The sequence below is a fragment of the Streptomyces sp. NPDC001700 genome, from assembly GCF_053596435.1.
In genome coordinates, this window is sequence record NZ_JBSFGE010000018.1 from 91739 (window position 1) to 117756 (window position 26018).

22 protein-coding genes and 1 pseudogene are annotated in these 26018 nt (G+C 70.6%); 12 read left to right on the forward strand and 11 right to left on the reverse strand.

All coding sequences use genetic code 11. The features are described from left to right. Positions 1-41: 41 nt before the first annotated feature. The 7 genes from ACWC5C_RS29345 to ACWC5C_RS29375 all read right to left on the reverse strand — a co-directional run bounded on the left by ACWC5C_RS29345 (position 42) and on the right by ACWC5C_RS29375 (position 8041). Positions 42-1277 carry an NAD(P)/FAD-dependent oxidoreductase gene (locus ACWC5C_RS29345; protein ID WP_450880210.1) on the reverse strand — a complete coding sequence of 412 codons (1236 nt, stop codon included), beginning with the start codon at positions 1275-1277 and terminating at the stop codon, positions 42-44. A 202-nt stretch (positions 1278-1479) separates the two neighbouring features. Continuing rightward, the gene (locus tag ACWC5C_RS29350; RefSeq protein WP_450880212.1) at positions 1480-3267 is read right to left on the reverse strand and encodes an AMP-dependent synthetase/ligase; all 1788 of its coding nucleotides are present in this window, start codon (positions 3265-3267) and stop codon (positions 1480-1482) included. A gap of 69 nt (positions 3268-3336) precedes the next feature. Continuing rightward, complete coding sequence (locus ACWC5C_RS29355; RefSeq protein WP_450880214.1) at positions 3337-4278, reverse strand: LysR substrate-binding domain-containing protein; 942 nt, start codon at positions 4276-4278, stop codon at positions 3337-3339. Between the two features lie 107 nt (positions 4279-4385). Further along, positions 4386-5036, reverse strand: a complete 651-nt coding sequence (locus ACWC5C_RS29360; protein ID WP_450880216.1) for an HAD family hydrolase — start codon at positions 5034-5036, stop codon at positions 4386-4388. Positions 5037-5046: 10 nt separating this feature from the next. Next, on the reverse strand, positions 5047-5511 hold the full coding sequence (locus tag ACWC5C_RS29365; protein ID WP_450880218.1) for a PaaI family thioesterase: 465 nt from the start codon (positions 5509-5511) through the stop codon (positions 5047-5049). Between the two features lie 26 nt (positions 5512-5537). Beyond that, positions 5538-6773 (reverse strand): cytochrome P450, encoded by a 1236-nt coding sequence (locus ACWC5C_RS29370; protein WP_450880220.1) that lies wholly within the window; start codon positions 6771-6773, stop codon positions 5538-5540. Further along, entirely contained in the window at positions 6770-8041 is a 1272-nt protein-coding gene (locus ACWC5C_RS29375) for a cytochrome P450 (RefSeq protein ID WP_450880221.1), read from the reverse strand. Before ACWC5C_RS29375 ends, ACWC5C_RS29370 begins: the two co-directional genes overlap by 4 nt. Before the next feature lie 279 nt (positions 8042-8320). Between ACWC5C_RS29375 and ACWC5C_RS29380 the strand changes: the two genes are divergently transcribed. The 8 genes from ACWC5C_RS29380 (at position 8321) to ACWC5C_RS29415 (ending at position 15429) form a co-directional block, all read left to right on the forward strand. Further along, positions 8321-9760 (forward strand): NAD(P)/FAD-dependent oxidoreductase, encoded by a 1440-nt coding sequence (locus ACWC5C_RS29380; protein WP_450880223.1) that lies wholly within the window; start codon positions 8321-8323, stop codon positions 9758-9760. After that, a complete protein-coding gene (locus ACWC5C_RS29385; protein WP_450880225.1) occupies positions 9750-11444 on the forward strand; it encodes an AMP-binding protein in 1695 nt (564 codons plus the stop codon). The genes ACWC5C_RS29380 and ACWC5C_RS29385 overlap by 11 nt, the downstream gene beginning before the upstream one ends. Further along, complete coding sequence (locus ACWC5C_RS29390) at positions 11441-12259, forward strand: ferritin-like domain-containing protein (protein WP_450880227.1); 819 nt, start codon at positions 11441-11443, stop codon at positions 12257-12259. The genes ACWC5C_RS29385 and ACWC5C_RS29390 overlap by 4 nt, the downstream gene beginning before the upstream one ends. Before the next feature lie 4 nt (positions 12260-12263). After that, positions 12264-12731 carry a PaaI family thioesterase gene (locus tag ACWC5C_RS29395; RefSeq protein WP_450880229.1) on the forward strand — a complete coding sequence of 156 codons (468 nt, stop codon included), beginning with the start codon at positions 12264-12266 and terminating at the stop codon, positions 12729-12731. Between the two features lies 1 nt (position 12732). Beyond that, complete coding sequence (locus ACWC5C_RS29400) at positions 12733-13005, forward strand: acyl carrier protein (RefSeq protein ID WP_385437383.1); 273 nt, start codon at positions 12733-12735, stop codon at positions 13003-13005. Then, entirely contained in the window at positions 13002-13868 is an 867-nt protein-coding gene (locus tag ACWC5C_RS29405; protein ID WP_450880231.1) for an SAM-dependent methyltransferase, read from the forward strand. Before ACWC5C_RS29400 ends, ACWC5C_RS29405 begins: the two co-directional genes overlap by 4 nt. A gap of 26 nt (positions 13869-13894) precedes the next feature. Beyond that, positions 13895-14755 carry an acyl-ACP desaturase gene (locus ACWC5C_RS29410; RefSeq protein ID WP_450880232.1) on the forward strand — a complete coding sequence of 287 codons (861 nt, stop codon included), beginning with the start codon at positions 13895-13897 and terminating at the stop codon, positions 14753-14755. Positions 14756-14910: 155 nt separating this feature from the next. Beyond that, positions 14911-15429 carry a cupin domain-containing protein gene (locus ACWC5C_RS29415; protein WP_450880234.1) on the forward strand — a complete coding sequence of 173 codons (519 nt, stop codon included), beginning with the start codon at positions 14911-14913 and terminating at the stop codon, positions 15427-15429. Here the strand turns inward: ACWC5C_RS29415 and ACWC5C_RS29420 are convergent. From ACWC5C_RS29420 to ACWC5C_RS29430, 3 genes and pseudogenes are all read right to left on the reverse strand, one after another. After that, positions 15393-16405 (reverse strand): annotated as a pseudogene (locus ACWC5C_RS29420) (MsnO8 family LLM class oxidoreductase). The gene ACWC5C_RS29415 and the pseudogene ACWC5C_RS29420 sit on opposite strands and share 37 nt — an antisense overlap. 40 nt (positions 16406-16445) lie before the next feature. Continuing rightward, positions 16446-19064 carry a caspase, EACC1-associated type gene (locus tag ACWC5C_RS29425; RefSeq protein ID WP_450880236.1) on the reverse strand — a complete coding sequence of 873 codons (2619 nt, stop codon included), beginning with the start codon at positions 19062-19064 and terminating at the stop codon, positions 16446-16448. Between the two features lie 2 nt (positions 19065-19066). Further along, positions 19067-19480 carry an effector-associated constant component EACC1 gene (locus tag ACWC5C_RS29430; RefSeq protein WP_450880238.1) on the reverse strand — a complete coding sequence of 138 codons (414 nt, stop codon included), beginning with the start codon at positions 19478-19480 and terminating at the stop codon, positions 19067-19069. A gap of 248 nt (positions 19481-19728) precedes the next feature. Between ACWC5C_RS29430 and helR the strand changes: the two genes are divergently transcribed. Further along, positions 19729-21894, forward strand: coding sequence for an RNA polymerase recycling motor ATPase HelR (gene helR, locus ACWC5C_RS29435; RefSeq protein ID WP_450880310.1), 2166 nt, complete (start codon positions 19729-19731; stop codon positions 21892-21894). An 8-nt stretch (positions 21895-21902) separates the two neighbouring features. Here the strand turns inward: helR and ACWC5C_RS29440 are convergent, their stop codons facing one another. After that, positions 21903-22655, reverse strand: coding sequence for an AraC family transcriptional regulator (locus tag ACWC5C_RS29440; protein WP_450880240.1), 753 nt, complete (start codon positions 22653-22655; stop codon positions 21903-21905). A 54-nt stretch (positions 22656-22709) separates the two neighbouring features. Between ACWC5C_RS29440 and ACWC5C_RS29445 the strand changes: the two genes are divergently transcribed. The 3 genes from ACWC5C_RS29445 to ACWC5C_RS29455 all read left to right on the forward strand — a co-directional run bounded on the left by ACWC5C_RS29445 (position 22710) and on the right by ACWC5C_RS29455 (position 25974). Continuing rightward, entirely contained in the window at positions 22710-23858 is a 1149-nt protein-coding gene (locus tag ACWC5C_RS29445) for an MFS transporter (protein WP_450880242.1), read from the forward strand. 122 nt (positions 23859-23980) lie between these two features. Then, a complete protein-coding gene (locus tag ACWC5C_RS29450) occupies positions 23981-25375 on the forward strand; it encodes an APC family permease (RefSeq protein WP_450880244.1) in 1395 nt (464 codons plus the stop codon). Next, a complete protein-coding gene (locus tag ACWC5C_RS29455; protein WP_450880246.1) occupies positions 25372-25974 on the forward strand; it encodes a TetR/AcrR family transcriptional regulator in 603 nt (200 codons plus the stop codon). The genes ACWC5C_RS29450 and ACWC5C_RS29455 overlap by 4 nt, the downstream gene beginning before the upstream one ends. The last annotated feature ends 44 nt before the right edge of the window (positions 25975-26018 follow it).

Sequence of the window (26018 nt, forward strand, 5' to 3'; positions counted from 1 at the left end):
CGGTCATTCCGGCCGGCGGTCCGGCCGGGGTGGGGGTGTGGTCAGGCCTGGGTGAGCAGGCGCTTGTCCTGCGGGAAGCCGACTTCCTCGTAGAGGGCTTCGAGGGCCTGCGGCGCGAAGAACTCGTCGCCGTGGATGCCGCCCGCGATGAGGCCGAAGAACTTCGCGGTGTACGAGGGGCTCTGGCTGGCCGCGCGGAACACCGACTCGTAGTACGGGGTCAGGGACAGCTCGGCCAGGCTGCAGGTCAGCTCGAAGGTGCCGTTGCTCTGCTCGTCGCGCAGCTTGACGTACTCGGCCAGCGCGGCGTCCATCGGCTGCTGCCCGGACAGCCCGAGGTGCAGCTGCTCGGCGAGGAGTTCGCCGTACTTGAAGGCGTCGGTGATGCCCCAGCCGGTGAAGGGGTCCTTGTGGTACCCGGCGTCGCCGACCAGGGCCCAGCCCGGGCCGTACGAGGTGCGGTAGTAGTTGTCCGGGTAGCGCATCGGCCGGAAGTTCTCGGTGCGCACGCCGCTGTCCCGCAGCTCCTCGCCCAGCTCGGGGGCGACCTGGTCGTACACCTCCTGGAAGCTGTCTTCCACATCGCGCCGGAACGCGCCGAACCGGTCGTTCCTGCGCATGACGGCCAGCAGGTTCTGCCCGTCGTTGGTGGGCCAGGTGCCGATCTGCTGCTGGCCGAAGGCGGTGCGGTGGTGCATGCCCCAGTCCAGGCCGTCGTAGTACGAGTAGTAGACGAAGCAGGCGGCCGGGACGCGGCGGTAGATCTCGGCGCCCACCTTGTCCGCCACCACCGAGTTGCGGCCGTCGGCGCCGACCGTGACGGACGCGCGGAACTCCCGCTCCGGGCCCTCGCCCTCACGGCCCTTGACGCCCACCACCTGGTCGCCGTCGACCAGCACATCGGTGACCGTGAAGCCCTCGATCACCTCGGCGCCCGCCTCCCGGGCGGCGTCGACGAGGATGGCGTCCAGCACCGTGCGGCGCGGGCAGTACACGGCGTCGATGCCGTCGATCGGGTCGGCGAACCCGGCGATGTCGATGCCGGTGTACTCGAAGTTGAGCTTGCGGATCGGCGGAACCCCGCTGGCGACGACGCGGTCGAGCAGCCCCCACGCCTGGAGCCGGGACAGCCCCGCCTGGTGGATGTAGTGGGTGGAGACGGTGTCGCTGGGGAACGTGGACCGGTCCAGCACCAGGACCCGGTGACCCTGCCGGGCGAGCAGCATGGCCAGCGGCGAACCGGCACAGCGCGCGCCCACAACAATGACGTCATACATATGAGATCGCTCCAGTGGTGATGTCGACACAAGCGATTCTGTCGACCGCCGGAAATTGCGGTCAACGTCAACAGCGGGAACCCATCATTCGATTAGCCGGAGCAATGAAGACGGGCCTTGGAAAAGAATGTGAAACGCCCGGGAAATGAATGCGAAGCAGCGCGTGGGTCGTTGTTGCGGCGCGGTTCACCCGGCGGTCGGTTCAGCCCTGGTGTACCGCTCGGTAGAGCGCGTCGACATCGTCGGCGAAGGCTTTCTCGATGGCCGCACGGCGCAGTTTCATCGACGGCGTCAGCAGCCCCGCCTCCACGGTGAAGTCGCCTTCGACCACCCGGAAGCGGCGGATCGACTCGGCCCGGGACACCAGCGAGTTGGCGTCGGCCACGGCCGTCTCAACCTCGGCGAGCAGCGCGGGGTGCCCGGTCCACCCGGCGCCGTCGGGCGCGGGCTCCCGGTCGGCGCTCCACTTCGCCAGCGCCGCCCCGTCCACGGTGATCAGCGCGGTGACGTAACTGCGGCCCTCACCGATGACCATGCAGTTGCTCACCAGCGGGTGCAGCCGGATCCGGTCCTCCAGCGGGGTGGGGGAGACGTTCTTGCCGCCGCTGGTCACCAGGATCTCCTTGGCCCGCCCGGTGATGATCAGATGGCCGTCGTCGTCCAGGCGGCCCAGGTCGCCGGTGCGCAGCCACGGCCGCTCACCGGGACCGGCGGCCGGGGCGCCCGTCCGCTTCCGGTCCTTCGGCCAGTAGCCGGGCGACACATTGGCGCCCCGCACCAGCACCTCGCCGTCCTCGGCGATGCCCACGGTGGTGCCCGGGATCGGCCGTCCGACCGTGCCCATGCGGTTGGTCTCCGGCGCGTTGACGGTGACGGCGGTCGCCGCCTCGGTCAGCCCGTAGCAGTTGAGGATGGTGACGCCGACCCCGGCGTAGAAGGCCGCGGTGGTCTCGTCCAGCGACGCCCCGCCCGCGATCACATACCGGAAGCGGCCGCCGAAGCTCTCCCGCAGCCGCTCGTACACGTCCTGGTCCAGGGCCTGGTACGTCATGGCCAGCGCGGGGTCGACGCCCTCCCCGCAGGCCTCCGCCAGGCCCATCGCGATGGCGGTCTCCTCGGCCACGGGGTCGACCAGGGCGCGGCTGCGCTTACGGATCTTCTCCAGCGCGTACGGCACCAGGGCGAGGAACGTCGGTTGAAACGCCGGGAGTTCGGCCAGCAGCTCCGGGATCCCGGGCACCAGGGCGGTCCGGGTGCCGCCGCACAGGCAGGACAGCATCAGGGTGCGGCCGAAGACATGGGACAGCGGCAGGGCGAGCAGCGTGGCCGCCTGCCCGGCCGCCGGGTCCTCCTCCGCGCGCCGGAACAGCCAGCCGGTCTGTTCCACGGTGTTGGCCGAGGAGGCGTACATGTTGCGGTGGGTCAGCATGCAGCCCTTGGGGAGACCGGTGGTGCCGCTGGTGTAGACGATCGTCGCCAGGTCGTCCGCGGTGACCTGGCGGCGGCGCTCCCGCAGCTCCTCCTCGCGCCCGGTGACCTTCCACTGGTCCACCTCGGCCAGCAGCCACACCCCCTCGGCCCCGGCCGCCTCCAGCCGCTCCCGGTCCTCGGGGGTCTCGGCGAACGACCAGGTCGCGCCCGAGTCGGTGAGTACGTGGCGTATCTGGTGCCCGGAGGCGGTGGGGTAGACCGGGACGGTGACCGCGCCGATGCTGAGGACGGCGAAGTCGGCCAGCACCCACTCGTAGCGGTTACGGCCGAGTATCGCGACGCGGTCACCGAAACGCACGCCCTGGGCGAGCAGTGCCCGGGCCACCGAATTCACCTGCTCGGTGAATTCCCGGATACTGATGTCCTGCCATCCGGTTTCGGTCTTCCGCGCCAACGCGATACGATCCGGGTCGGTGGCGGCGGCGCTGTCCAGAACGTGGAACAGGCCGTGTTCGTCGGGGAGGTCGAGACCATTCCTGGAATGCGAAATTGTCGTCACGTGAAATAATTCTCGATGGCCCGTCGGGGCTCGGCAACGCGTATTTTCTGAACGGGCAGTTGGGTTTTCCTATCGCAGCAGCTTGGGTTCGCCGCGGACCAGCCCCGGGGCGTCGAACGGGCGGACCGCCTCGACGGAGTCCAGGAACCCCTCGACCAGCGGGTTGTCGTCCGAGGCGCGCCACACCGCGCACAGATCGATCAACGGCACCGGGTCGTAGAGCTGGACCACCGCTGGACGGATACCGCCGGTGCCCGAACCCACCGACAGCCCGCGCGACATCGAGGCGAAACCCACCAGCGGTTTGATGGACACCACGATGGCGGTCGCGCCCGGATCGTTGAGGGTGTGCGCGACGTTGAGGGTGATCCCGCAGCGCTGCGCCGCCGCCAGGATCGCGTCGTACATCGCCGGACACTGGTCGCGGGCGAAGAGGATGCACGCGTGGTGCGCCACCTCGGCGAACGGCACCCCCGGCCGCCCGGCCCAGCGGTGGCCCTGGCCGACCACCGCCACCAGCGGCACCTGCAACAGCCGCCGGTAGCGGAACTCGGAGGTGACCGGGTGCCCGTACACCAGTGCCACGTCCAGTTCGCCCGCCGCCAGGGCGCGCAGCTGCGGACCGGTCCGCTTTTCGCACAGACCGACCGTGACATCGGGGAACTCGGCGCTCATCTTGGCCAAGGTGGTGGGCAGGACATGCTGACCGGCCGGGAAGTTGTAGCCGATGTTGATCGAGCCGGTCCGACCCGCCGCCGCCTCCCGGGCCGTGTGGGTCGCCTTGTCGACCTGGGCGACGATCGTCCGGGCCTGCACCTCGAACGCCCGGCCCGCCTCGGTCAGCCGCACCTCGTGCGACGTCCGGGCGACCAGTTCGACGCCCAGGGACTTCTCCAGTCGCTGCAGCTGCTGGCTGAGCGAGGGTTGGGTGAGGTGCAGCTTCGCTGCCGCACGCCCGAAATGCAACTCTTCAGTAATAGCCAGGAAAGACACTAGGTGTCTGAATTCCATCGCGGCCTCCGCACGCAAGGTGTGGTCGACATGCTGATGGTCCCGGACGAACCTGCGGTGAACCGTACTTGGCAGTATCCGGGCGACCTGGCATGGGCTTGACCGCCTCAGCGCTCCCCGTCGCCGAGCAGCGCGCCCAGCGCCGCCAGTGTGCTCCCGTTGTCCCGGTGCCGGATGGCCCGCCAGCCGCGCGCCTCGGCGGCGGAGCAGTTCACCTCCGTGTCGTCGATCAGCAGACACTCCGGCGGGGTGGCGCCGAACGCCTCCTCGGCGAGCCGGTAGATCTCCGGCTCCGGTTTCCGCAGCCCCGTCTCATGCGACTTGATCACCCGCTCGAACACCGTCTGATCAGGCAGCATCGCCTGGCGGTGGACCTCCCACTCGCGCACGCTGTTGGTCAGCATGCCCAGCCGGAACCCCCGTTCGCGCAGCGCCACCAGCGCGTCGTGGAGGTCCCGGTTGAGCGGTCGGTCCGCGTACCAGTAGTCGCCGAAGTCGCCCAGATCGACCCGGGGCACATACGCCGGAGCCAGCTCGGCGGCGAGCCGTCGGCCCCACTCCCGCTGCGAGATCAGCCCCCGCTCCAGCGGCTCCAGCAGGTCCGTACCTTCCCGGGCGGCCAACCGTCGAATTCCGGCCAGCAGCTCGTGCACCGGGATTCCTGCCGCGTCGGCCACCTGCCGCAGCGCGCCGCCGACCGGCGGGGTCAGCACCCCGCCGAAGTCGGCCCACACCACCGTCACCTCTGCCTCGGCCATCCTGCCCGCCTCAGCCGAAGGACTGCACCAGACAGGTGCAGTTGCTGTACGCGACCAGCTTGTCCCGCGCGTTGTACACCCGCGCCTCGGCGGTGGCGGTGCGCCGCCCCACATGCACCGTCCGCGCCTCGCACCGCAGCTCGCCGTCGTCCAGGGCGACCGGGCGGACGAAGTTCACCTTGAGTTCAAGGGTGGTGTAGATCGTGGCGTCCGGCAGCCGGGTGAACACGGAGCTGCCCATCGCGGTGTCCATCAGGGTGGACAGCACCCCGCCGTGCACGGTCAGCATGGCGTTCGCCTGCGCGGGGCCCGGCTTGAGCGTGTAGACGGCCCGTCCCTCGCCCAGCTCGGCGCACATCACACCGAGCGAGTCACCGACCCCGATGCCCTCGGCGATGCCCTTGTCCAGCAGCGCGGTCAGCTCACTGATACGGCGCTCCACCGAGGTGGCGGGCTCCTGCGTCGCGGATGTCACTGCAATGCCTCCTGAAGGTCCTTGGGTCACTTGGCCAGCCGGACCGGCAGCCGGGCCGGTCCGCGCATCGAGACGCTGGGCCGGTAGTCGGGCTCATCGGTCAGCACCGTGAAATGAGGGGCGCGTTCGCACAGCCGCCGCAGGGTGATCTCGCTCTCCAGCCGGGCCATCGGCGCGCCCAGACAGAAGTGCGGTCCGTGGCTGAACGCGAGCTGACGCCGCTGGGCGCCGCCCCCGGAGAACCGCCGCACGTCCAGCGTGTCCGGATCGGCGAACACCTCCGGATCGCGGTTGGCCGACCCCAGCAGCAGCACCACCCCGGTCCCGCGCGGCATCTCCTGCCCCGCCAGCGTGGTGTCGCGCATGGCCACCCGGGTCGGGAACGGCACCGGGGTGTCGTAGCGCAGGAACTCCTCGACCGCGTCCGCCACCAGCCCCGGGTCCTCGCACAGCAGCGCGCGCTGCGCCGGGTCGCGGTGCAGGGACAGGGCCGCGCTCGCGATCAGGTTCATCGTCGTCTCGTGTCCGGCGATCAGCAGCAGGACACCGATGTCCGCGATCTCCTTCGCGGTCAGCCGGTTGCCGCTCTCCTCGACGGCCACCAGCTCGCTGAGCAGATCCTCACCGGGGGCCTTGCGCCGCTCCTCGATGAGGGCGTGGAAGTAGCCGTCGAACGCGCGCACCGCCACCTGCCGCGCCGCCTTCTCCTCCGCGCCGAGCACCGCGTCCGGGTCCAGCCCCCGGCTGATGTCGCCGGTCCAGGCGCCGAACAGCTCCCGGTCGGCGGCGGGCACGCCCAGCAGCTCACAGATCGTGATCAGCGGAACGGGATACGCCAGCGCCTGCACGAGGTCGACCTCACCGGCCTCCAGCGCCACGTCCAGCAGCTCGTCCACGGTCCGGGTGATGCGCGCGCGCAGCGTCGCCACCGCCCGGCTGGTGAACGCCTTGGCGACCAGCGAGCGCAGCCGTCCGTGCTCCGGCGGGTCGAGCAGCAGAAACGACCCCGGCAGCTGGGAGACGTCCACCCCGGGCCGGAACGGATTGATGCCCGCCGTGTAGCCGTGCCCCCAGTCGGGGTCGGCCAGCACGGCCGAACAGTCCTCGTAGCGGGGCACCAGATGAATGCCGAACCCGGTGTCGTGCACCCGCCCGGTCTCCCGCAGCCGCCGGTACGCGTCGAAGGGGTTCGCGCGCAGCTCCGGCCGGAAGACATCCAGCTCGGCGGGGAGCGCGCCGGTGGCGTTGGCCGTCTCCGTCACGACGACGCCCCGAACCGGACCGGCAGCGCCGAGAGCCCTCGTACGACCAGATTCGGCTTGTACGGCGGCTCGTCCGTCAGCAGCTCCATCGTGCCCACCCGGCGGATCAGCTCGTGCAGCAGGATCTCCATCTCCAGCATCGCCAGCGGCGCGCCCAGGCAGTAGTGGATGCCGAGGCTGAAGCCGAGGTGCCGGGGCGGCGGCGCGGTGCGGTCGTGGAAGCGGGCCACGTCCAGCCGCTCCGGGTCGCGGTACGCCTCCGGGTCGCGGTTGGCCGCGGCGATGTGGACGACCACACCTTCGCCCTCCTCGATCCGCTGCCCGCCGAGGGTCATCGGGCGCTTGGCGGAACGGGTGGTCAGCTGCACCGGAGGCTCGTACCGCAGCAACTCCTCCACCGCGCTCGGCACATACTCCGGGTGCTCGCGCAGCCGCGCCAGCTGGTCCGGGTCGCGCATCAGGGCCAGCAGGCCGCTGCCGACCAGGTTGACGGTCGTCTCATGACCGGCCACCAGCGTGGTGACACAGGTGGTCAGCAGCTCCGTCTCGGTCAGCACGTCCCCGCGATCCTCCACCGCCGCCAGCGCGCTGAGCAGATCGTCGGCGGGCTCGGCACGGCGACGGTCGATCAGCTCGCGGAAGTAGCGCATGAACTCACGCGACGCGGTCGACCGCGCCGCGTGTGCCTCCGGGGTCATCAGCACATCCGGGTCGAAGCCGCGCGCCAGGTCCTGCGACCACAGCTGCGCCGCCTTGTGGTCCGCCGCCGGTACGCCGACCAGCTCGCACACCACCGTGAGCGGCAGCGGATACGCGATCAGGTCGATCAGGTCGAACTCCCCGGCCTCCAGCGCCGCGTCCACCAGCTCGGTGGCCAGCTGCTCGATCCGAGGGCGCAACTCCGCCACCGTGCGCGGGGTGAACGCCTTGGACACCAGGGTGCGCAGCCGGGTGTGGTCCGGCGGGTCCATCCACAGGAACGAGGTCGGCAGCTCCTCCGCCGCGTCCTCGGCCGATACGCTCGGATGCAGCTGGCCCGCCTCGTCGGCGTGGCTCCAGTCGTTGCTCTGCAGCACCGAGGCGCACTCCGCGTAGCGCGTCAGCAGATGCAGACCCAGCGGAGTGCGGTGCACCGGACCGGCTTCCCGCAGTGTCCGGGCGTGGGTATAGGGGTCGGCGCGATGGGTGGGCAGAAAGAGACCGGCCATCGCGACGTCGGTCGCGGACGGTTCGGCCGGTGTCTCGCCGCTGTCGGTCGCAGTGTCCACTGAGGAGTCATCTCCCGCCGGTTGCCGCAAAGGCCCGGGCTTCTCGCATGGTCGCGTTCTCGCAAGGTCGCGTTACGTGAAACGCCGGGCCGATCGATGCGCGCCACACTCGTGGCGGCAGGTGAATTCGCCCTGAATCCACGCCGACAAAACAGTTTTGCGGGCACCTGCCAATGACGCGATAGGCAAACCCCCGAACGCATTGCTTCTCCGCGCCCCATCCGGCGAGATTTGTTTCCGCCCCCCACCCCAGAACTGAGGACGAGAAAGGGGCCGAGCATGTCGGAACGCCGTGCGGTGGTCATCGGCGCGAGCATCGCCGGGCTGCTGGCCGCCCGGGTGCTCGCGGACTCCTTCGACCGCGTCGTGCTCATCGAACGCGACGACAGCCCCGGCACCGGCTGGCGCCGAGGCGCCCCGCAGAGCAGGCATCTGCACGGGCTGATGGAGCGCGGCCGCCAGATCCTGGAGGAGCTGTACCCGGGGCTGACCGGGCAGCTCGCGGCGGCCGGGGCGCCCACCACCGAGGTGCTGCGCGAGTCGCGCTGGTACCTCTCCGGACTGCGGGTGCACCCCGCCTCCACCGGGCTGACCACGCTGCTCGCCAGCAGGCCCATGCTGGAGGGCGCCATCCGGGAGCGGACGGTCCGCCTCCCCGGCGTCCATCTGCTGACCGGCCGCACCGCGACCGGCCTGGTGGCCGAGGACCCGACCGGTCAGGCGGGAGCGGACGGGGGACGGCAGCCCGGCCGGATCACCGGCGTCCGCCTCGCGCCGCCCGCCACGTCCACCGCCGACGACGCGGTTCCCGACACGGAAGACAGCGCCGCGCTCCCCGACCCCGACCAGGTCGACATCCTCCGCGCCGACCTGGTCGTGGACGCCACCGGACGCGCCTCCCGGGCGCCCGACTGGCTCGCCGCACTCGGCCATGAACGCCCCGCCGAAGAGCGCGTCGACGTCGACCTCGGCTACGCCTCCCGTACCTACCGCCGCCGCCCGGGCCATCTCGACGGGGACCTCGCCGTCGTCGTCTCCACCATGCCCGGCCGGCGCGGCGGCGGCGCGATCACCCTGGAGGGCGACCGCTGGCACGTCACCCTCGCCGGGATGCTCGGCGACCATCCGCCCACCGACCACGCCGGGTTCGAGGCGTTCGCCGCCACCCTCCCGGTGAGCGACGTCCACGACATCGTCCGGGACGCGGAGCCGCTGGACGACCCGGTGCCGCACCGCTTCCGTGGCTCGCTGCGCCGCCGGTACGACCGTATCGCCGCCCCGCCCGCCGGGTTCCTCGTCCTCGGCGACTCCGTCAGCAGCTTCAATCCGCTCTACGCACAGGGCATGACCGTCGCCGCGCAGCAGGCCCTCGTCCTCCGCGACCGGCTGCGCGCCGACGGCGCCGACGGGCTCGGCCCGGCCCGCTTCTACCGCGAGGTCGCCGCCTTGGTGGACATCGCCTGGCAGATGTCCACCGGTTCCGATCTGCGCTACCCCGGCGTCGTCGGGCCGCGCACCCCGCGCTCCCGCCTCGTCAGCGCGTACGCCGCCCGCGCCCAGGTGGCCGCGCACCGGGACCCGGCGGTCGCCCGCACCTTCATGCGCGTCGCCAACCTCACCCTCCCCCCGACCGCGCTGCTCGCCCCGCCCACGCTGCTGCGGGTGCTGCGGTCCGGTACGCACCCCGCCACGACACGAGGTGATCGCAGTGACGTTTGACGGGTTCCCCGGCCTGGCCGCGGCGTTCGACGAGGCCGCCGCCCGCAACCCCGGCCAGACCCTCTCCTTCCCCAGCGAGAACGAACGCCTGACCTACGCCGAGCTGGCCGACTCCTCCCGGCGTATGGCCGCAGCGCTGCTCGCCGACGGCGCCACCGAGGGCGACACGATCGGCGTCCTCTGCCCGAACGGGGCCGCGTTCCTCCAAGGCGTGCTCGCCTCGGCCCGGATCGGCGCCGCGGCCTGCCCGCTGCCGCTGCCGATCGTCCTGCGCGACATCGAGGGCTATCTGCGGCGCACCCAGCGGATCATGGACACGGCCGGGCTGAGCCATGTGGTGACGGTCCCGGCGATGCGCGCCGTGACCGACCACCTCACCGGCCCCCGCGTCCACGACGCGGCCGAACTCATCGCCACGGGCGGCCCCGGCCCGCTGCCGCCGCCGGGCACCGGACACCCGGCCGTCATCCAATTCACCTCGGGCAGCACCTTCGCCCCGAAGGGCGTCGTCCTCAGCCACGCCAATGTGCTCTCCTGCGCCGACTCGATCACCTCGGCGATCGCCATCGGACCCGGCGACGGCTGGGGTTGCTGGCTGCCGCTCTTCCACGACATGGGCCTGTTCGGCACGCTCACCGGCCTGTTCAACGGGCTTCCGGTCACTGTCTGGTCCCCGACCGCCTTCGTCCGCAACCCGGGTCGCTGGCTGAAGGAGTTCCTCCGTACGCCCTCCACGATCAACGCGATGCCGAACTTCGGCTTCGACCACCTCGTGGAGGCCGTCCCGGCCGAGGAGGTGGCGTCCCTGGACATGTCGCGCTGGCGGGTGGCGTTCAACGGCGCCGAGTCCATCTCCGCCGCGTCCGTACGGGACTTCCTCGGCCACTTCGCCCCGGCCGGGTTCCGGCCCGCCGCGATGACCCCGGCCTTCGGGATGGCCGAGGCCACCCTGCTGATCACCCTCCCGCCGCTGGACCGGGGGCCGTTGGTCGACTGGGTCGACCGCGCCGCCCTCGCCGACGACCGGACGGCGGTGCCGCGCGCCGAGGGCGCCCCCGGCGCACGCGGCATCGTGGCCCTCGGCCAGGCAGCGCCCGGGATGAGCTTCCGCGTGGTGTCCCCGGATACGGATACGGCGTCCCCTGCTACGGATACGGCGTCCCCGGATACGGATACCGCGAGGGCGCTGCCGGACGGCCGGGTCGGCGAGATCCAGGTCCGGGGCTCCTCCGTGACCAGCGGCTACCTCGGCGGCCTGGACGACCCGTTCACCGCCGACGGCTGGCTGCGCACCGGCGACCTCGGCTACCGGCGCGACGGCGAGCTGTACTTCACCGGCCGCTCCAAGGAAATGATCACCGTCCGCGGGGCCAATATCTATCCGCTCGACATCGAATCCGTCGCCCGCACGGTGCCCGGCGTCTACAAGGGGCGCTGTGTCGCGTTCGCGCTCACCGAGGACAGCGAACACGAACAGATCGTGCTGTGCGCCGAAACCCGGCTGACCGACGCGGCGGAAAGGGACCGGCTCTCCGGCGAAATCCTCGCCCGCTGCACCTCGGTACTCGGTCTGCCCCAGCTGAATGTCCAACTCGTGGCCGCACGGTCCATCCCCCGCACCACCAGCGGAAAACTCCAGCGACTCGGCATGCGGGACCATCTCATCGCGAAGGCGAATTCATGACCATTCACGCGCCGGACATGGACCGGATGCACAGTCTCGGAGTCTTCCGGCACTACGACAAAAGCCATTGGCGGCTGGCGGAACTGCCGCTCGGCGACGTGGACCGCTCCCTGGTCAAGCCGGAGTACATCACCCTGGTGAAGGCCGCCGTGATGGGCGAATCCAATGTCATCGCCGCGGTGCACGGCTTCCTCAACGAGTTCGCCGACGACTACGACTTCTCGGCGTTCGCGGTGATCTGGGGCTACCAGGAGGTCCAGCACCACTTCGCCTTCACCTCGTGGCTGCAGGCGGTCGGCGAACACGTGGACAACCGGGCGGTGGCCGCGATGCGCGCGCCGTACGACCCGGGCTCGACCCCGTCCGCGACGCTCGCCACCAACATCATCTCCGAGCTGACCGTCAACCACGTCTACCGGGCCGTCTCCGCCTGGGTCGAAGAGCCCGCGCTGAAGGATCTGCTGCTGCGCGCCAGCCGCGACGAGGCCGGACACGCCAAGGAGTTCCGCCACTTCGCGGCCAAGCGCCTCGAACAGCATCCGCAGGAGCTGGCGTCGGTCCTGGAGACGCTGTACTTCTACACCGCCGACGACCGCATCAAGCACCCGGTCGGGGTGTTCAAGTCCGGACTCGCCGAACTCAGCGACACCGAGACCATCGACACCGGCTTCGAACTCTTCCTCGACACGGTGGCCGACCAGGGCGAACTGGACGCGCTCCAGGGGAAGATCCGCCGTACCTTCTCCTCGCTCACCGGCCACGACCTCTCCTCCAACCGCGCCGTGCGGCGCGCCATCGCGACGGCGCTGGGATGAGCCGATGAGCGCGCCCGCGCGGGAGGCCGACGCCGACGCCGTACGGCTGCCGTGGGCAGGCCGCGCCGACCACCACTGCTTCGGCTGCGCACCGGCACCGGCCAACCCCCGGGGGCTGGCCCTCACCTTCGAGCAGACCGCGGACCACCGGCTCGGCACCACCTTCGTACTGGACCACCACTACGAGTCCTACCCGGGCGTCGTGCACGGCGGGATCCTCGGCCTCATCTGCGACGAGACGATGGGCAACCTCGTCGTCCTGCGGCTCGGGGGCCCGGCGCTGACCACCTCGATGCGGATGCGCTACCTCGGCGTCGTCGCCGTCGGCCACCGCTACCGGTGCACGGCCGAGGCCACCGAGGCCACCAACGGACTGATCACCGCCCGCGCCGACGTGCTCGACGAGCACGGCGCCCCGGTGGCCACCGCCACCGCGCACTACCAACCGCACCAGCACGCCGTGGAGGCATGACATGACCAGCAGCACCGCCGTCCCGTCCGCCGACATCACCCGCACGGTGACCGAGGTCGTCGCCGAGATCCTCGGCCGCCCCGTGGACGGGCTGAGCCCCGACGCCGATCTGCGGGGCGTCGAGGGCGCCGACTCCATCAAGGTCGTGCGCATCATCGCCAAGATCGAGCAGACCTTCGACATCGAGCTGGAGGACGACGAGATCTTCGGCGTCAACACCATCGGCGAGGTCGTGGCGCTGGTCGAGAAGGCGACCGCGCGGGAGCGGGCGTGACCGTCGCCGCCACCGAGCAGCGCGCCGCCACTCAGCAGCGCGCCGCCACCAACCAGCACTACGACCTCGACCCCGAGATCTTCGCGCGGTTCCTCGACCCGCTGCGCAAGTACTCCTCCGCGCTGTTCGCCTCCGACGACGACACCCTGGAGCGGGCCCAGCGGCGCAAGCTGGCCTGGGTCGCCGAACAGCTCGGGCTGACCGGTGGCGAACGCATCCTGGACGCGGGCTGCGGCTGGGGCGCCCTGCCGCTGTTCATGGCGGAGGAGTACGGCTGCCGGACGGTGGGCATCAGCCCGGCGCCCCGCCAGCACGCGTACATCCGCGAGCGGGTCGCGGCCCGTGGCCTCGGCGACCTGGTGCACACCGAGACCACGTCCTTCGAGCGGTACGAGCCCGAGCCCGGCGGGTTCGACGCCGTCACCCTGCTCGGTTCCGTCGTGCACATGGACGGCTTGGACGAGGTGTTCGCCACCATCCGCCGCGCACTGCGGCGCGGCGGAACGCTCTACCTCTCCGAGAGCTGCTTCCGCAGCGAGGCCATCCGCCGCGCGTTCGACGAACGCCCCGGCACCGACTTCATCCGCCACGGCATCTTCGGCTCCGGCGATCTGCGCCCGCTGTCCGAACTCGTCGCCGCCGCCGAGGGAGCGGGCCTGTCCATCCGCGCGGTGCACGACCTCACCGCCGACTACCACCGCACCATCGAGTGCTGGATGGCGAACGTACGCGCCGCCTCCCCGGCCCTGGAGGAGCACGGCGCGGGCCTGACCGAACAGCTGTTGCGGTACCTGGAGACCGCCAACGCAGGCTGGGGATACACCACCAAGCACTACGCCCTGGTATGCCGCAAGTCGCGCTGACGGCACCTTGCGCGAGGAAGGACACCATGCCCGCCACCAGCACCGCCTGCGCCGACGCGCGCGTACTGCCCGCCGAGGATATCGCCCGCGCCGTCGGCCAGTACTTCACCGGCGCCGCCCAGGCCCGCCCGTGGAGCGTCGAATCCGGCCTGGACTGGGACCTCGCCGACGCGAACCGGCTCTCCGAAGGGCAGCGCTCCGCGGTCGAGTTCATCACCCTCATCGAGGACCACCTGCCGGGCTACTTCTCGCTCTACACCGAGCACTTCCCCGTCGACGGCTCGGTGCCGCCCGATGTCTACGCGCACAACCGCGAGCTGTACCACTTCACCATCCGCTGGGCCTCCGAGGAGGACACCCACGCCCGCGCCCTCACCCGCTACCAGGAGGCCTCCGGCATGGGCGACGCGGCCTCGGTGCGCGCACAGCTCATCCTCCCCGGCCAGGCCCGTTTCGAGCTGCCGTACGAGCACCCCGTGCAGTTCTTCGCGTACGCCCTCATCCAGGAGAAGGCCACCCAGATCTACTACCAGCAGCTGCGCGCGGTGGTGGACGACCCGGTGCTCGCCCACGTCCTGACCCGGCTGAGCCGCGACGAGGCCCGCCACTTCACCTTCATGGCCGACGTGGTCACGTACTACCTGCGCGCCTACGGCGACGCCGTGGTCGAGCCGGTCCGCGAGGTCGTCGCGGGCTTCCGGATGCCCCTCTCCGACACCATCCGCGGCTACTGGCGCTGGGCCCTGAAAATCGCGGACACCGCCTCCTACGACCACACCGACGCCTACGACCACCTGATCAAGGTCATCAACCGAGCCGTCGACACCCCGCGCAGCGAGCGCGTCGACACCCTCCTCGACTTCATCGGCTCCTGCCGCACCACCTAGCGGCCGCGTGGCGGGCCTGTGGGGGGCCGCCTAGCATGGAAGTACTAGGTCCCCAGCCCTCAGCCGGGACGGACCCAAGATCATCCGTGCGCCCGATGCCACCTTTCCCAGGCAGGAGCCACCATTCGGTGGAGACCAGCCGAGAGGAGCGCATCATGTCGTACCCGGAAGACTTCTCATACCCGGAGCCCCGCTACCACGGCACCAGGGGCGAAGTGAACGCGGTGTTCCGCCCGGCCGACACACCGCCGGACCTCTCCTCGCCCGGAGGGGCCACGCACTACCTCGCCACCGGCGCGTCGACCGGTGGCGAATTCGGCCTGTACAAGGTGGAGATGGGGCCACGGGCCGGTGGACCCGCGACCCACTTCCACAAGGCGATGTCGGAGTCGTTCTACGTCCTCTCCGGCGAACTGGAGCTGTTCAACGGCGAGAAGTGGGTCACGGGCCGCGAGGGCGACTTCCTGTACGTACCGGTCGGAGGCCTGCACGCCTTCAAGAACGCGTCCGACGAGCCCACGTCCATGCTGCTGCTCTTTTCCCCGGGCGCGCCACGAGAGGAGTACTTCGAGCGCCTGGCGGAGATGTCACAGCGCGGTGCCGAGGAACTCAAGCAGTTCCGCGTCCGGCACGACAGCTACTTCGTGGAGGACTTCGAGCCCGGGGCGGAGTAGCCCGGCGCGGTGGCGTGCCCCATGACGAGTTCGTACGAGCGCAGGCGGGCCGTCAGGGCGTAGACGGGGGTGACCAGCATCAGTTCGTCCGCTCCGGTCACCTCCGCCACCTCCGTCAGGCGGCGTATCACGGTCTCGGGGAGCCGTGCGCCTGATGGGCGAGAAAGGCCGCCAGCGCCTGGCGTTCGTCCGCCGTGAAGGGGTGCGCGGCCGCCTCCGTGGGGGAGGGGAACGGGACCTCGCTGTGGCCCTTGAGGAGCCCGGCCTTGACGACGTTCATCGGGCCGCCGAGCCGTTCCGCCTCCTCCTGCGTCTCGGCGCAGACCGTCTCCACGCACACCAGCACACGGGGCCGCGCACACCACTGGGAGGGGGCGAAGTGGGCACGGTAATGGCCCAGCGCGGCAAGGGTGTTGTCGGGGCGGATGTGGTGGGCGAAGGCGAGCGGCAGGCCGAGTTCCGCGGCGAGCGCGGCACCAGCGGTGCTGGAGGCCAGCAGCCACGGTTCCGGCAGCGTGCCGAGCGCCACCTCGTCCACCAGGAACCGCAGCGTCGCCGCCACGTCGTCCCGGTACGCGTCGTCCGTCGTCGGCCCGGCACCGTGCCGCAGCGCCCGGGCGGTGGCCTCGTCGAACGTACCGGGACCGCGGCCGATGCCCAGATCGATCCGGTCGGGGTGCAGCGCGGCCAGGGTGCCGAACTGTTCGGCCAGTATGAGGGGCGAGTGGTTGGGGGCGAGCACACCCCCGGAGCCCAGCCGGATGGCCGACGTCGACGCGGCGGCGTGCGCGGTCAGGACGACCGGCGGGAACGCGCCGATGGCGGGGGAGTGGTGGTGTTCGGCGTACCAGAGCCGCCGGTAGCCGAGGGCGTCGAGACGCTGGGCGAAGGCGGTGGTGTCACGTAACGTGTCCACGGCCCGCGTACCAGTCTGGACCATGGCGACTTCCAGCGCGGAGAGCGGTAGGTTGATCATGCGGCCAGCATAAGGAGTTCCGGCCGCCCGCGCGGGGGGCTTATTTGGCGACACCCAGCGAGGCGTAGTCGTAGCGGCCTTCCCATGGCTCGCTGGTGTAGACGTTGGTCAGCCGGGGGTCGCGCCAGATCGCGCTCCGCTGGAACAGGATGGGCAGATACGCGGCGGCATCGGAGATCTTTTCGTTGATCCGTGCGTAGTCGCTCGCGGCCTTCTTCGGGTCCTGTTCCGCGATCGCCGAGTCGAAGAGGTCGTCGACCGTGGGATCGTCCAGCTCCGCGACATTGACATTTTGGGAAGGCTGGATGAGACGGCTGTCGGCGAGCGGCTGCAGAGCGCTCTGACCGGTCGGGAAGTCGGCGGACCATCTCCGGATGACGATGCCGTAGCCCTTCTTCTTCACGGTCGCGGGCGAGCCTGTCGCCTCGTAGAAGTCGGTGCGAGGCATCCGCTCGATCTGGGTACGGATACCGACCGTCTTCAGCGATTCCGAGAGGGCTGTGGCGACATCCACGTCGACGGGTTGGTCACGCACCGCGATCGTGGTGGTGAACCCCTCCCACAGTCCGCACGCAGCCAACTCCTGATTCGCCGCAGTGGTATTCGGCTTGCCCTTGTCCTCCTGGGTCTCGTACGGGTCGTAGGAGGGGGAAGAGCCCGCGATGGTCGGCGGAAGCATATGGGGCGCGATATCGCCGCTCTGCGGGCCGCCCGCCGCGGTGCGCATGTTCGCCCTGTCCGCCGCGTAGAGGACGGCCCTACGGCAGTGGACGTTGTTCAGGGGCTTGACGGAGCGCGGAAGGGCCGCGAACAGGACTACTCCGGTGGACGGGTTGTCCAGCTGCTCGGATCTGCTCCGGGCTTTGGAGAGGGCAGCGTCGGTGAGTCCGTGGGATTCCAGGTCGAGATGGTATGTTCCCGAGAGCAGGGCCTGCGCGTTCGCCTGCTCATTCTTATTGATCTGCACCGTGATCCGGTCGGGGAGGGCGGTACGGATCGGGTCGGACGACTGCTTCCACCGCGTATTGCGTTCCAGTTCCAGCGACTTGTTCGGTGTGTAGGACTTGAACTTGTAGGGACCGGAGGAAAACGGACGGTTCCGATACTTGTCTTTGGTGTCCTTATCCCTCTTGACGGGCGAGGCGGTCGGCGTCGCGAGCATCCGCTCGAAGTCGCCATTGGGCTTGGGCAGTTTGAAGACGATGGTCTTTCTGTCCGGGGTCTCAATGGCCTTCAGGCCCACCTTGTCCTTGTACGGTCCCTTGTAGGTGTGCTCGGGATCCAGCACCTGCTGTAGATAGATCGGGCCGCCGACAATCACGTCCGGGGCCCAGACCCGCTCGATGCCGTATTTGACGTCCTCGGAGGTGATCGCCGTGCCGTCCTCCCAGGTAATGCCGTCGCGCAGGGTGTAGGTGTACGTCTTGCCGCCTTCGGTCACCTCGGCCCGCTTCTCGGCGAGATCCCCGACCAGTTCGGTCCCCTTCTTTCCGGATTCGGGTGCGTAGGTGACCAGTTGGCGGGCGTAGTAGCGGGAGAAGTTCCAGACGGGGCCGTAATAGCTGCTCTGCGGGTCCCAGGAGTCCGCGTCGTTGGCGCTGATGAATTTCAGCGTGCCGCCACGCTTCTTCGACGCGTTGACCCTGTCCTTCAGCGCGGAGTTGTAGCCGGACGTGGGCTGCCCGGACTTGTCCGTTGAGGCGTCGGAGTCCTTCATCCAGGACATCACCAGCGGGATGCCCGCAGCGATCAGGGCAACGGCGAGCGCCCCCGCCACTCCGAAACGGACCGTCCGGCGGAGGCCTGGGCGGGAGACACCGCCGGGTGACGGCGGAGGCGTCGGCGACCAGGCGGGTGGCGGCTGGGGCGCGGGCTCCGGCTTGTGGTCGTACGGGGGCGGTGGCGGTCCGTAACCGGGCGGTGTCCAGGCCACGTTGCGGGCCAGGGCCAGCCCGCCCGCCGTATTGCGGTCGCGCTTCTGCGGCAGGGGGCGCCCCTTCGCCCGCAGCGCCGTGTAGACCTGTGCGTAGACCGTGTCCAGGTCCAGCAGCTCCGGCCCGCCCGGCGCCCCGTCGCGCAGCAGCCGCAGCAGCTCACCGGTGAAGGCCGTATGCGGCTCACCCGGTGGGGCGAGGGCGAAGCTGGTGTCGGGGACGGAGGCCAGCAGATACGTGCCCTCGACTTCCACCTGGTCGATCACCGCGTCGGTGCCCGGCGCGCTCATGAAGCCGAGCACGCGCCCGCTGAAGCAGCAGTCGAGCAGCATCACTTGGCGGCCGGACCGCCCGTCGAGCACGACATCGCGCAGCGTGCCGTAGGGGAGTCCGGTGTAGGAGCGGTGCGGCACCGACCCGGTCAGCCCGAGGAACAGCTCGCCTCGGCGCGGCTCCACGAGGCCGTGTCCGGCGAAGTACACCAGCAGTGTGTCCGTGGCTTCCTCGGCCGCCGTCCGCACGGCGTCCAGGACTTCCACCGCTGTGGCGGGGTCGGCGACCACCGTGCAGTGCTCGGGTGCCAGCCCCCATGAATGCGGGGCGCATAAGGCCGTGGCCAGCGCGCTCAGGTTGTCGGCCACCGCCGGGATCTGTTCCAGCTGGGCATACCGGCTGGTGCCGATGAGTACCGCGCGGGTGGTGGCCGGGTCGGGCAGGACGGCCACGGCTATCGCCCGTCCCCCGCGTCCGTATCCCGGTCCCGTTCCCCTTCCGCGTCCTCCCCGTCCCCCTCCGGTCCGGGATCGGGCGGGCCCTGCAGTACGTCCATCAGCCGCCGCAGCTCCTCCCCGTCGCCACCGTCGAGGGAAACCGTGAGGTCACCGCGGCGCACGGTGATCCGATGGGCCTGCGGTCGCGTCTGCCGCCAGGTGGACAGCGCCAGTACGAAGGACGCGGCGCTCCAGGCGTTGTCGGTGACCAGCTGCAGCACATCGGTGAGCACGCCCATCTGGCCCGGCGACGGCGGGGCTTGCACCAGCTCCACTCGGGCGGTGCGGCGTATCCCGGGGTCCCGGCCCAGCCAGTCGTGGAGCGATCGCAGCTCCTCCTCGCCGCCACTCACCGCTACGTCGATCCGCACCAAGCCCCCCTTGTGACGACACTCTGCTCAATTCTGTCGTACTCGGGGGTGTCTGCGCAGGACCAATGCGAGGAAGGATGAGCGATCGGGCGGCATGGGGGCTGCGGGACCGTCTGATCAACCGCACGCACTCCCCGCCACTCTTAAGCTATAGCGCACCAGGGGCCTTGCGGCAAGGCCCCCACCGTGCCGCAGAATCTCCGGCCTGAGCCAGGACGGACCTGCGAAAACGGAGTCGTGACGTGCGTATGTTGTTGTCGGAGACGGGGTCGAGCGGACCCACCAGCGCGTTCGGTCTTCCCGACCGCCTTTCCCCCAAGGCCGACCCGGCGCTGATCGCCGGTGATGAGCGGCACTTCGCGGCCATCGCGGAGTGCCTGGAGCAGTCGATCGCCGAGCTGTCCGACCACCTCGACGCCGCGCGCAAGGCACCCGGTGGCGTCGGCAGGCAGGCGATGGACCGGGACGCGGAGATCTACCGGCTGACCGCCCGGCTGCGCGCACTGCGCCGCTTCGGCCTGGACCTGTGCCTCGGACACATGGTCGGCGCGGACGGCGGCGAGCCCGTGTACGTCGGACGGCTCGGCCTCAAGGACAGCGCGGGCCGCCGACTGCTGCTCGACTGGCGTTCCCCCGCGGCCGAGCCGTTCTTCGGGGCCACCCACGCCCACCCGATGGGTCTGGCCAGCCGCCGCAGGTACCGATGGACCCTCGGCCGGATCAGCGACTACTGGGACGAGGTGTTCACCGCGGACGGGTTCGCCGGGCACGCCGCGCTCGACGACCAGTCCGCGTTCATCGCCAGCCTGGGCGACACCCGGTCGCCGCGGATGCGCGACGTGCTCGGCACCATCCAGGCCGACCAGGACGCCATCATCCGCGCGGGATCGCGCGGCGCCCTCGTCGTGGACGGCGGCCCGGGTACGGGGAAGACCGTCGTCGCCCTGCACCGCGCCGCCTACCTCCTCTACTCCGACCCCCGGCTCGGCCACCGCCGGGGCGGTGTGCTGTTCGTCGGCCCGCACCAGCCCTACCTGGCCTACGTGTCCGATGTCCTGCCCAGCCTCGGGGAGGAGGGCGTGCGGATCTGCACGCTGCGGGATCTCGTCGCCGAGGGGGCCGGGGCGGCGGTCGAGGCCGACCCGGAGGTGGCCCGTCTGAAGTCGTCGGCGGACATGGTGGCGGCGATCGAGAAGGCCGTCCGGTTCTACGAGGAGCCGCCCGCCGAAGGCATGACGGTCTCGACCGACTGGGCCGACATCTGGCTGAGCGCCGACGACTGGGCCGAGGCGTTCGACGCGCCGGAGCCGGGCACACCGCACAACGAGGCGCGCGAGCAGATCTGGGAGGAGCTGGTCACGATCCTGCTGGACAAGCTCGACGGAGACGTCTCGCCCGACCTCTTCCGCAGGTCGCTGCTCCACGACGAGGAACTGGTCGGGGCCCTCAACCGGGCGTGGCCGCTGATCGAAGCGGCCGACCTCGTCGGGGACCTGTGGTCGGTGCCCGCCTATCTGCGGATGTGTGCTCCCCGGCTCGGCCCCGAGGACGTACGGAAGCTGCGGCGCAAGGAGGCCCCCCAGGCCTGGACCGTGTCCGACCTGCCGCTGCTGGACGCGGCGCGGCAGCGGCTCGGCGACCCGGAGGCGGCCCGGCGGCAGCGTCGGCACAAGGCCGCCGTCGCCGCCGAACGCCAGCGCATGGCCGACGTCATCGACAACGTGCTCGCGGCCGACGACGACGGCGAAGGCGCGGTGACGATGCTGCGCGGGCAGGATCTGCGGGAGCGCCTGATCGACGAGAGCGCGCTGCCCACCGCCGACCCGGACGTGCTCGCCGGTCCGTTCGCGCACATCGTCGTGGACGAGGCGCAGGAGTTGACCGACGCGGAGTGGCAGATGCTGCTGCTGCGCTGCCCGTCGCGGAGCTTCACCATCGTCGGGGACCGGGCCCAGGCCCGGCACGGGTTCACGGAGTCGTGGCGGGAACGGCTGGAGCGGGCCGGGCTCGACCGGGTCACCCTGGCCTCCCTGAGCGTCAACTACCGCACGCCGGAGGAGATCATGGCGGAGGCCGAGCCGGTGATCCGGGCCGCGCTCCCGGACGCCAACGTGCCGACGTCCATCCGTGGCAGTGGCGTCCCCGTCGTCCACGGTTCAGTGGCCGATCTGAGCGCGATCCTCGACACCTGGCTCGCCGCACACGCCGACGGCACCGCCTGCGTCATCGGTGACCCCTCCTTCCGCGCCACGTCCCGGGTCCGGTCGCTGGCCCCGGAACTGTCGAAGGGGCTCGAATTCGATCTGGTCGTGCTCGTGGACCCGGAGCGGTTCGGCGAGGGCATCGAGGGAGCGGTCGACCGCTACGTGGCGATGACCCGGGCGACACGCCAACTGGTCATCCTCACCAGCTAACCGCATCCTCATGAGTTAGGCGGCGGCCGATGGGTGCCCGGAGTGTGTCCGAACGTACGGCGGAACACATCGATGAACGCGCTGGCGGACGACCAGCCGCAGCGGTGGGCCACAGTGGTCACCGGGATGTGCTCGGCGAGCAGCACCAACGCGTGGTACAGGCGCAGTTGGGTACGCCACTGCGGGAAGGTCATGCCGAGGTCGGCCTTGAAGTGGCGGGAGAGGGTGCGGTCGCTGGCGCCGACCTCCCTGCCCAGCGCGGCCAGGGTGCGGTGGTCGGCCGGATCGGCGCGCAGGATCTCGCACACCGCCCTCAGCTGCGGGGCGGTGGGGGTCGGCAGGTGCAGCGGCTGCTGGGGTGAGGCCCGCAGCTGGTCGAGCAATACGGCCCGCAGCCGCCCCCGTTCGGGGCTGCCGTCGTCCGGGGTGCGGGTGTAGGCGAGGATCAGCTCGCGGAGGAGGGGGCCGACCGCGAGGACGGTCGGCTCGTCCAGGCCGAGCGGATTGTCGCTCGCGTCCAGCCCGACCAGGTGCAGTGCGAGTTCGCCGTGGGCCTGGTGGGCGTGCACGGTACCGGCCGGTACCCAGATGGCGCGCGTGGCCGGTGCGATCCAGGTGCCGGTGCCGGTCGTCACGGCCAGCACTCCCCGCCCCGCGTAGACGATCTGGTGGTCGTCGTGGCGGTGGGCGTCGATGGCGCCGCCGGGCGCCAGCCACTGGGTGCGGGTCGGCGCCACCGGCTCATGGCGGATTTCCGGCATCACCTGGCAGTTTATCGGAAGCACGACAGGGTGTGCGGTGACGACCATGGCGATGTGCCCAGGAACAGAGCAATCATCCTGCTGTCGATCGGCCATGGCTGCGTGGACATCTACCAAGGAGCCGTGGCGTCGCTCGTCCCGTTCTTCGTCGCCGAACGCGCGTACGGCTACGCCGCGGTGTCGGGGATCGTGCTTGCCGCGTCACTGCTGTCCTCGGTGGCGCAGCCGGTGTTCGGCGCGCTCACCGACCGCTGGGCGATGCCGTGGCTGCTGCCGGTGAGTACGGTCCTCGGCGGGCTCGGCATCGCGCTGAGCGGGCTGAGCGGTTCGTACGCCTGGACACTGGCGTTCGTGGCGGTGTCCGGTGTCGGCGTCGCCGCGTACCACCCCGAGTCCGCCCGCGTCGCGCGGCGCGTCAGCGCGGGCAGCCACAGCGCGATGGCCTGGTTCTCCCTCGGCGGCAACCTCGGCTTCGCCACCGCGCCGCTCATGGTCGCCGCCGTCGTCGCCACCGGCGGTCTGCGGCTGTCGCCACTGCTCGTCGTACCGGCGCTGGTCGGCAGCCTGCTGTGCCTGCCGGTCCTGCGCGCCCTGAACACTCCCGTGCGCGGCGGCGCGGGCAGCGCGGTGGCGGCGGGCGCCGATGACATCGCCTCGTTCGTGAAGCTGTCGCTGGCCGTGGTCTGCCGGTCCATCGTCTTCATCGGCCTGAGCACCTTCATCTCGCTGTACGCGCAAGCGCGCCCGGGCGGCAGCACGGCGGCGGGCACCGTGGCGCTGTTCGTCCTCTACCTCGGCGGCGCGGTGGGCTCCGTACTGGGCGGCCGCCTGGCCGACCGCTGGGACCGGGTCACCGTCGCCCGCTGGTCGTACCTGGTCGCGGTCGCGGCCGTCGCGGGGATCGTGTGGGTACCCGGCCCGGCGCTCTACGCGTTCGTGGCGCTGACCTCCGTCGGCCTGTACGTCCCCTTCTCCCTGCAGGTCACCCTCGGCCAGGACTACCTGCCCACCCGCACCGGAACCGCCAGCGGAATCACCCTCGGACTGACCGTCAGCATCGGCGGCCTGATCACCCCGCTCCTCGGCAGCCTCGCCCACGCGACCTCCCTGCGGACGGCCCTGACCCCACTGATCCTGATGCCCGCCCTCAGCTGGCTGCTGTTCCGCACCCTGCCCGAACCCACCACACCGAGCGCGCCGTGATTGACGATGATCGTCACTCTTTCGGCCGGAGTGGCTCTGGTTGCAGTACGACGGGGCATCATCTAATGGCGCGCCGGGAAGGAATCGCCTTATTCAGCGCAGAACGCCCCAGGGGAGTCGTCGTGCCCGCAGCCGCAAGCGATGCCACCGATGTGCCGGACGGCGGGGATGGCACTCCGCTGCGGCGGGCCATTGGGCCCAAGCTGCTGATCCTCTTCGTCATCGGCGACATCCTCGGGACCGGGATCTACGCCACCACCGGGCAGGTCGCGGGGAAGGTCGGCGGGGCGCTGTGGTTGCCGTTTGTCATCGGGTTCGTGGTGGCCATCCTGACGGCGGCCTCGTATGTCGAGCTGGTGGGGAAGTATCCGCAGGCGGCGGGGGCGGCGCTGTATACGCAGAAGGCGTTCGGGGTGCCGTTCGTGACGTTCATCGTCGCCTTCATGGTCATGTGCTCGGGGCTGTCGTCGGCGAGTGCGGCGGCGCGGGCGTTCAGTGGGGACTATCTGGCCGAGTTCACGGACGCGCTCCCGCCCACGCTCGTGGCGATCCTCTTCATCCTGGCCCTGGCCGCTCTCAATCTGCGGGGTGTGTCGGAGTCCGTGAAGACCAATGTGGTGCTCACGCTGGTCGAGCTGACCGGACTGCTCGTCATCCTCGTGACGGGGGCCTGGGCGGTGCTGGGCGGGGAGGGGGATCCGTCCCGGCTGGGTGAGTTCCGGGCGGAGGGCACGGGTTACGCGCTGCTCACCAGCGTGCTGGGGGCGACGGCCCTCGGGTTCTTCGCCTTCGTCGGCTTCGAGGACTCCGTCAACATGGCCGAGGAGACCAAGGACCCCCGGCGCACCTTCCCGCGCGCCATCTTCATCGGCGTCGCCGTCACCGGCACCCTCTACGTCCTCGTCGCCCTGGTGTCGTCCCTGCTGGTGGACTACCGGGTGCTGGAGGGGTCGAGCGGGCCGCTGCTGGAGGTGGTGGAGGTCGGCGGGCTGGACTTTCCGCCGAAGCTGTTCGCGCTGATCGCCTTGTTCGCGGTCACCAACTCGGCGCTGATCAACATCATGATGGCGTCCCGCCTCTGCTACGGCATGGCGAACGAACGCATCCTGCCGCGCGCCATGGGCCGCGTGCTCGCCGGGCGCCGTACCCCGGTCGTCGGGATCGTGTTCGTCTCCCTCCTCGCCATCGGTCTGGTGTCCACCGGGGAGATCGCCGGGCTCGGCGACACCACGGCGTTCCTGCTCCTGTGCGTGTTCGTCATCGTCAACGTCGCCGTGCTCGTGCTCCGCCGCGACCACGTCGAACACCGCCACTTCCGCACCCCCACCCCGCTGCCCGTGCTGGGCGCGATCACGGCCCTGGTGCTGGCCAGTCCGCTGGCCGACCGGCCCGCACACGTGTACATCAGGGCGGGCGTGCTGCTGGCCATCGGGGTCGGGCTGTGGGTGCTCAACAAGCTGGTGATGAAGGCACACGGCGAGGCGTCGGCCCGGGGTCCAGTACGGTCTGGCGAGTGACGAACCAGCGAAAGCCACGGGGCCCGTACCGCAAGAGCGCGGAGCGACGGGAACAGATCCTCCAGGCCGCCTACGAGGCCATCGACGAGCACGGCGAGCGGGCCTCCCTGCAGGACATCGCCGCCCGGGTCGGGGTGACCCAGCCCGCGCTGACGTACTACTTCCCCACCCGCGACGACCTGCTCCTCGCCGTCCTGGAGCGGCGGGATGTGCTGGGCAAGGCGTTCGCCCGGGACGCCGGAGACGGCGAGACCGTGGCCGAGGGCATGGTGGCGGGCGCCCGCCTCATCACCGACCACCCCGGGCTGGCCAAGCTCTACGTCACGCTGTCGGCGGCGGCCACCGACCCGGAGAGCCCCGTGCGCGGCCACTTCGCCGAGCGCTACCGGGACCTGGTGGACGAGGTCACGCAGGACTTCGAGGAGGGGCAGCGGACCGGTGAGATCCGCGCCGACGAACCGGCCGAGCACCTGGCCAGGGCGGTGCTGGCGGTGATGGACGGCCTGCAGACCCAGTGGATGCACGACCCGACGGTGGACATCGCCGCGGTCGCCCAGACGTTCGCCCGGATGCTGGCGCCGCCGCCCGCCGACCACTAAATTTTTGGGTGATAGATTTTCGGCGTCCGACTCCCGGAAAGGGG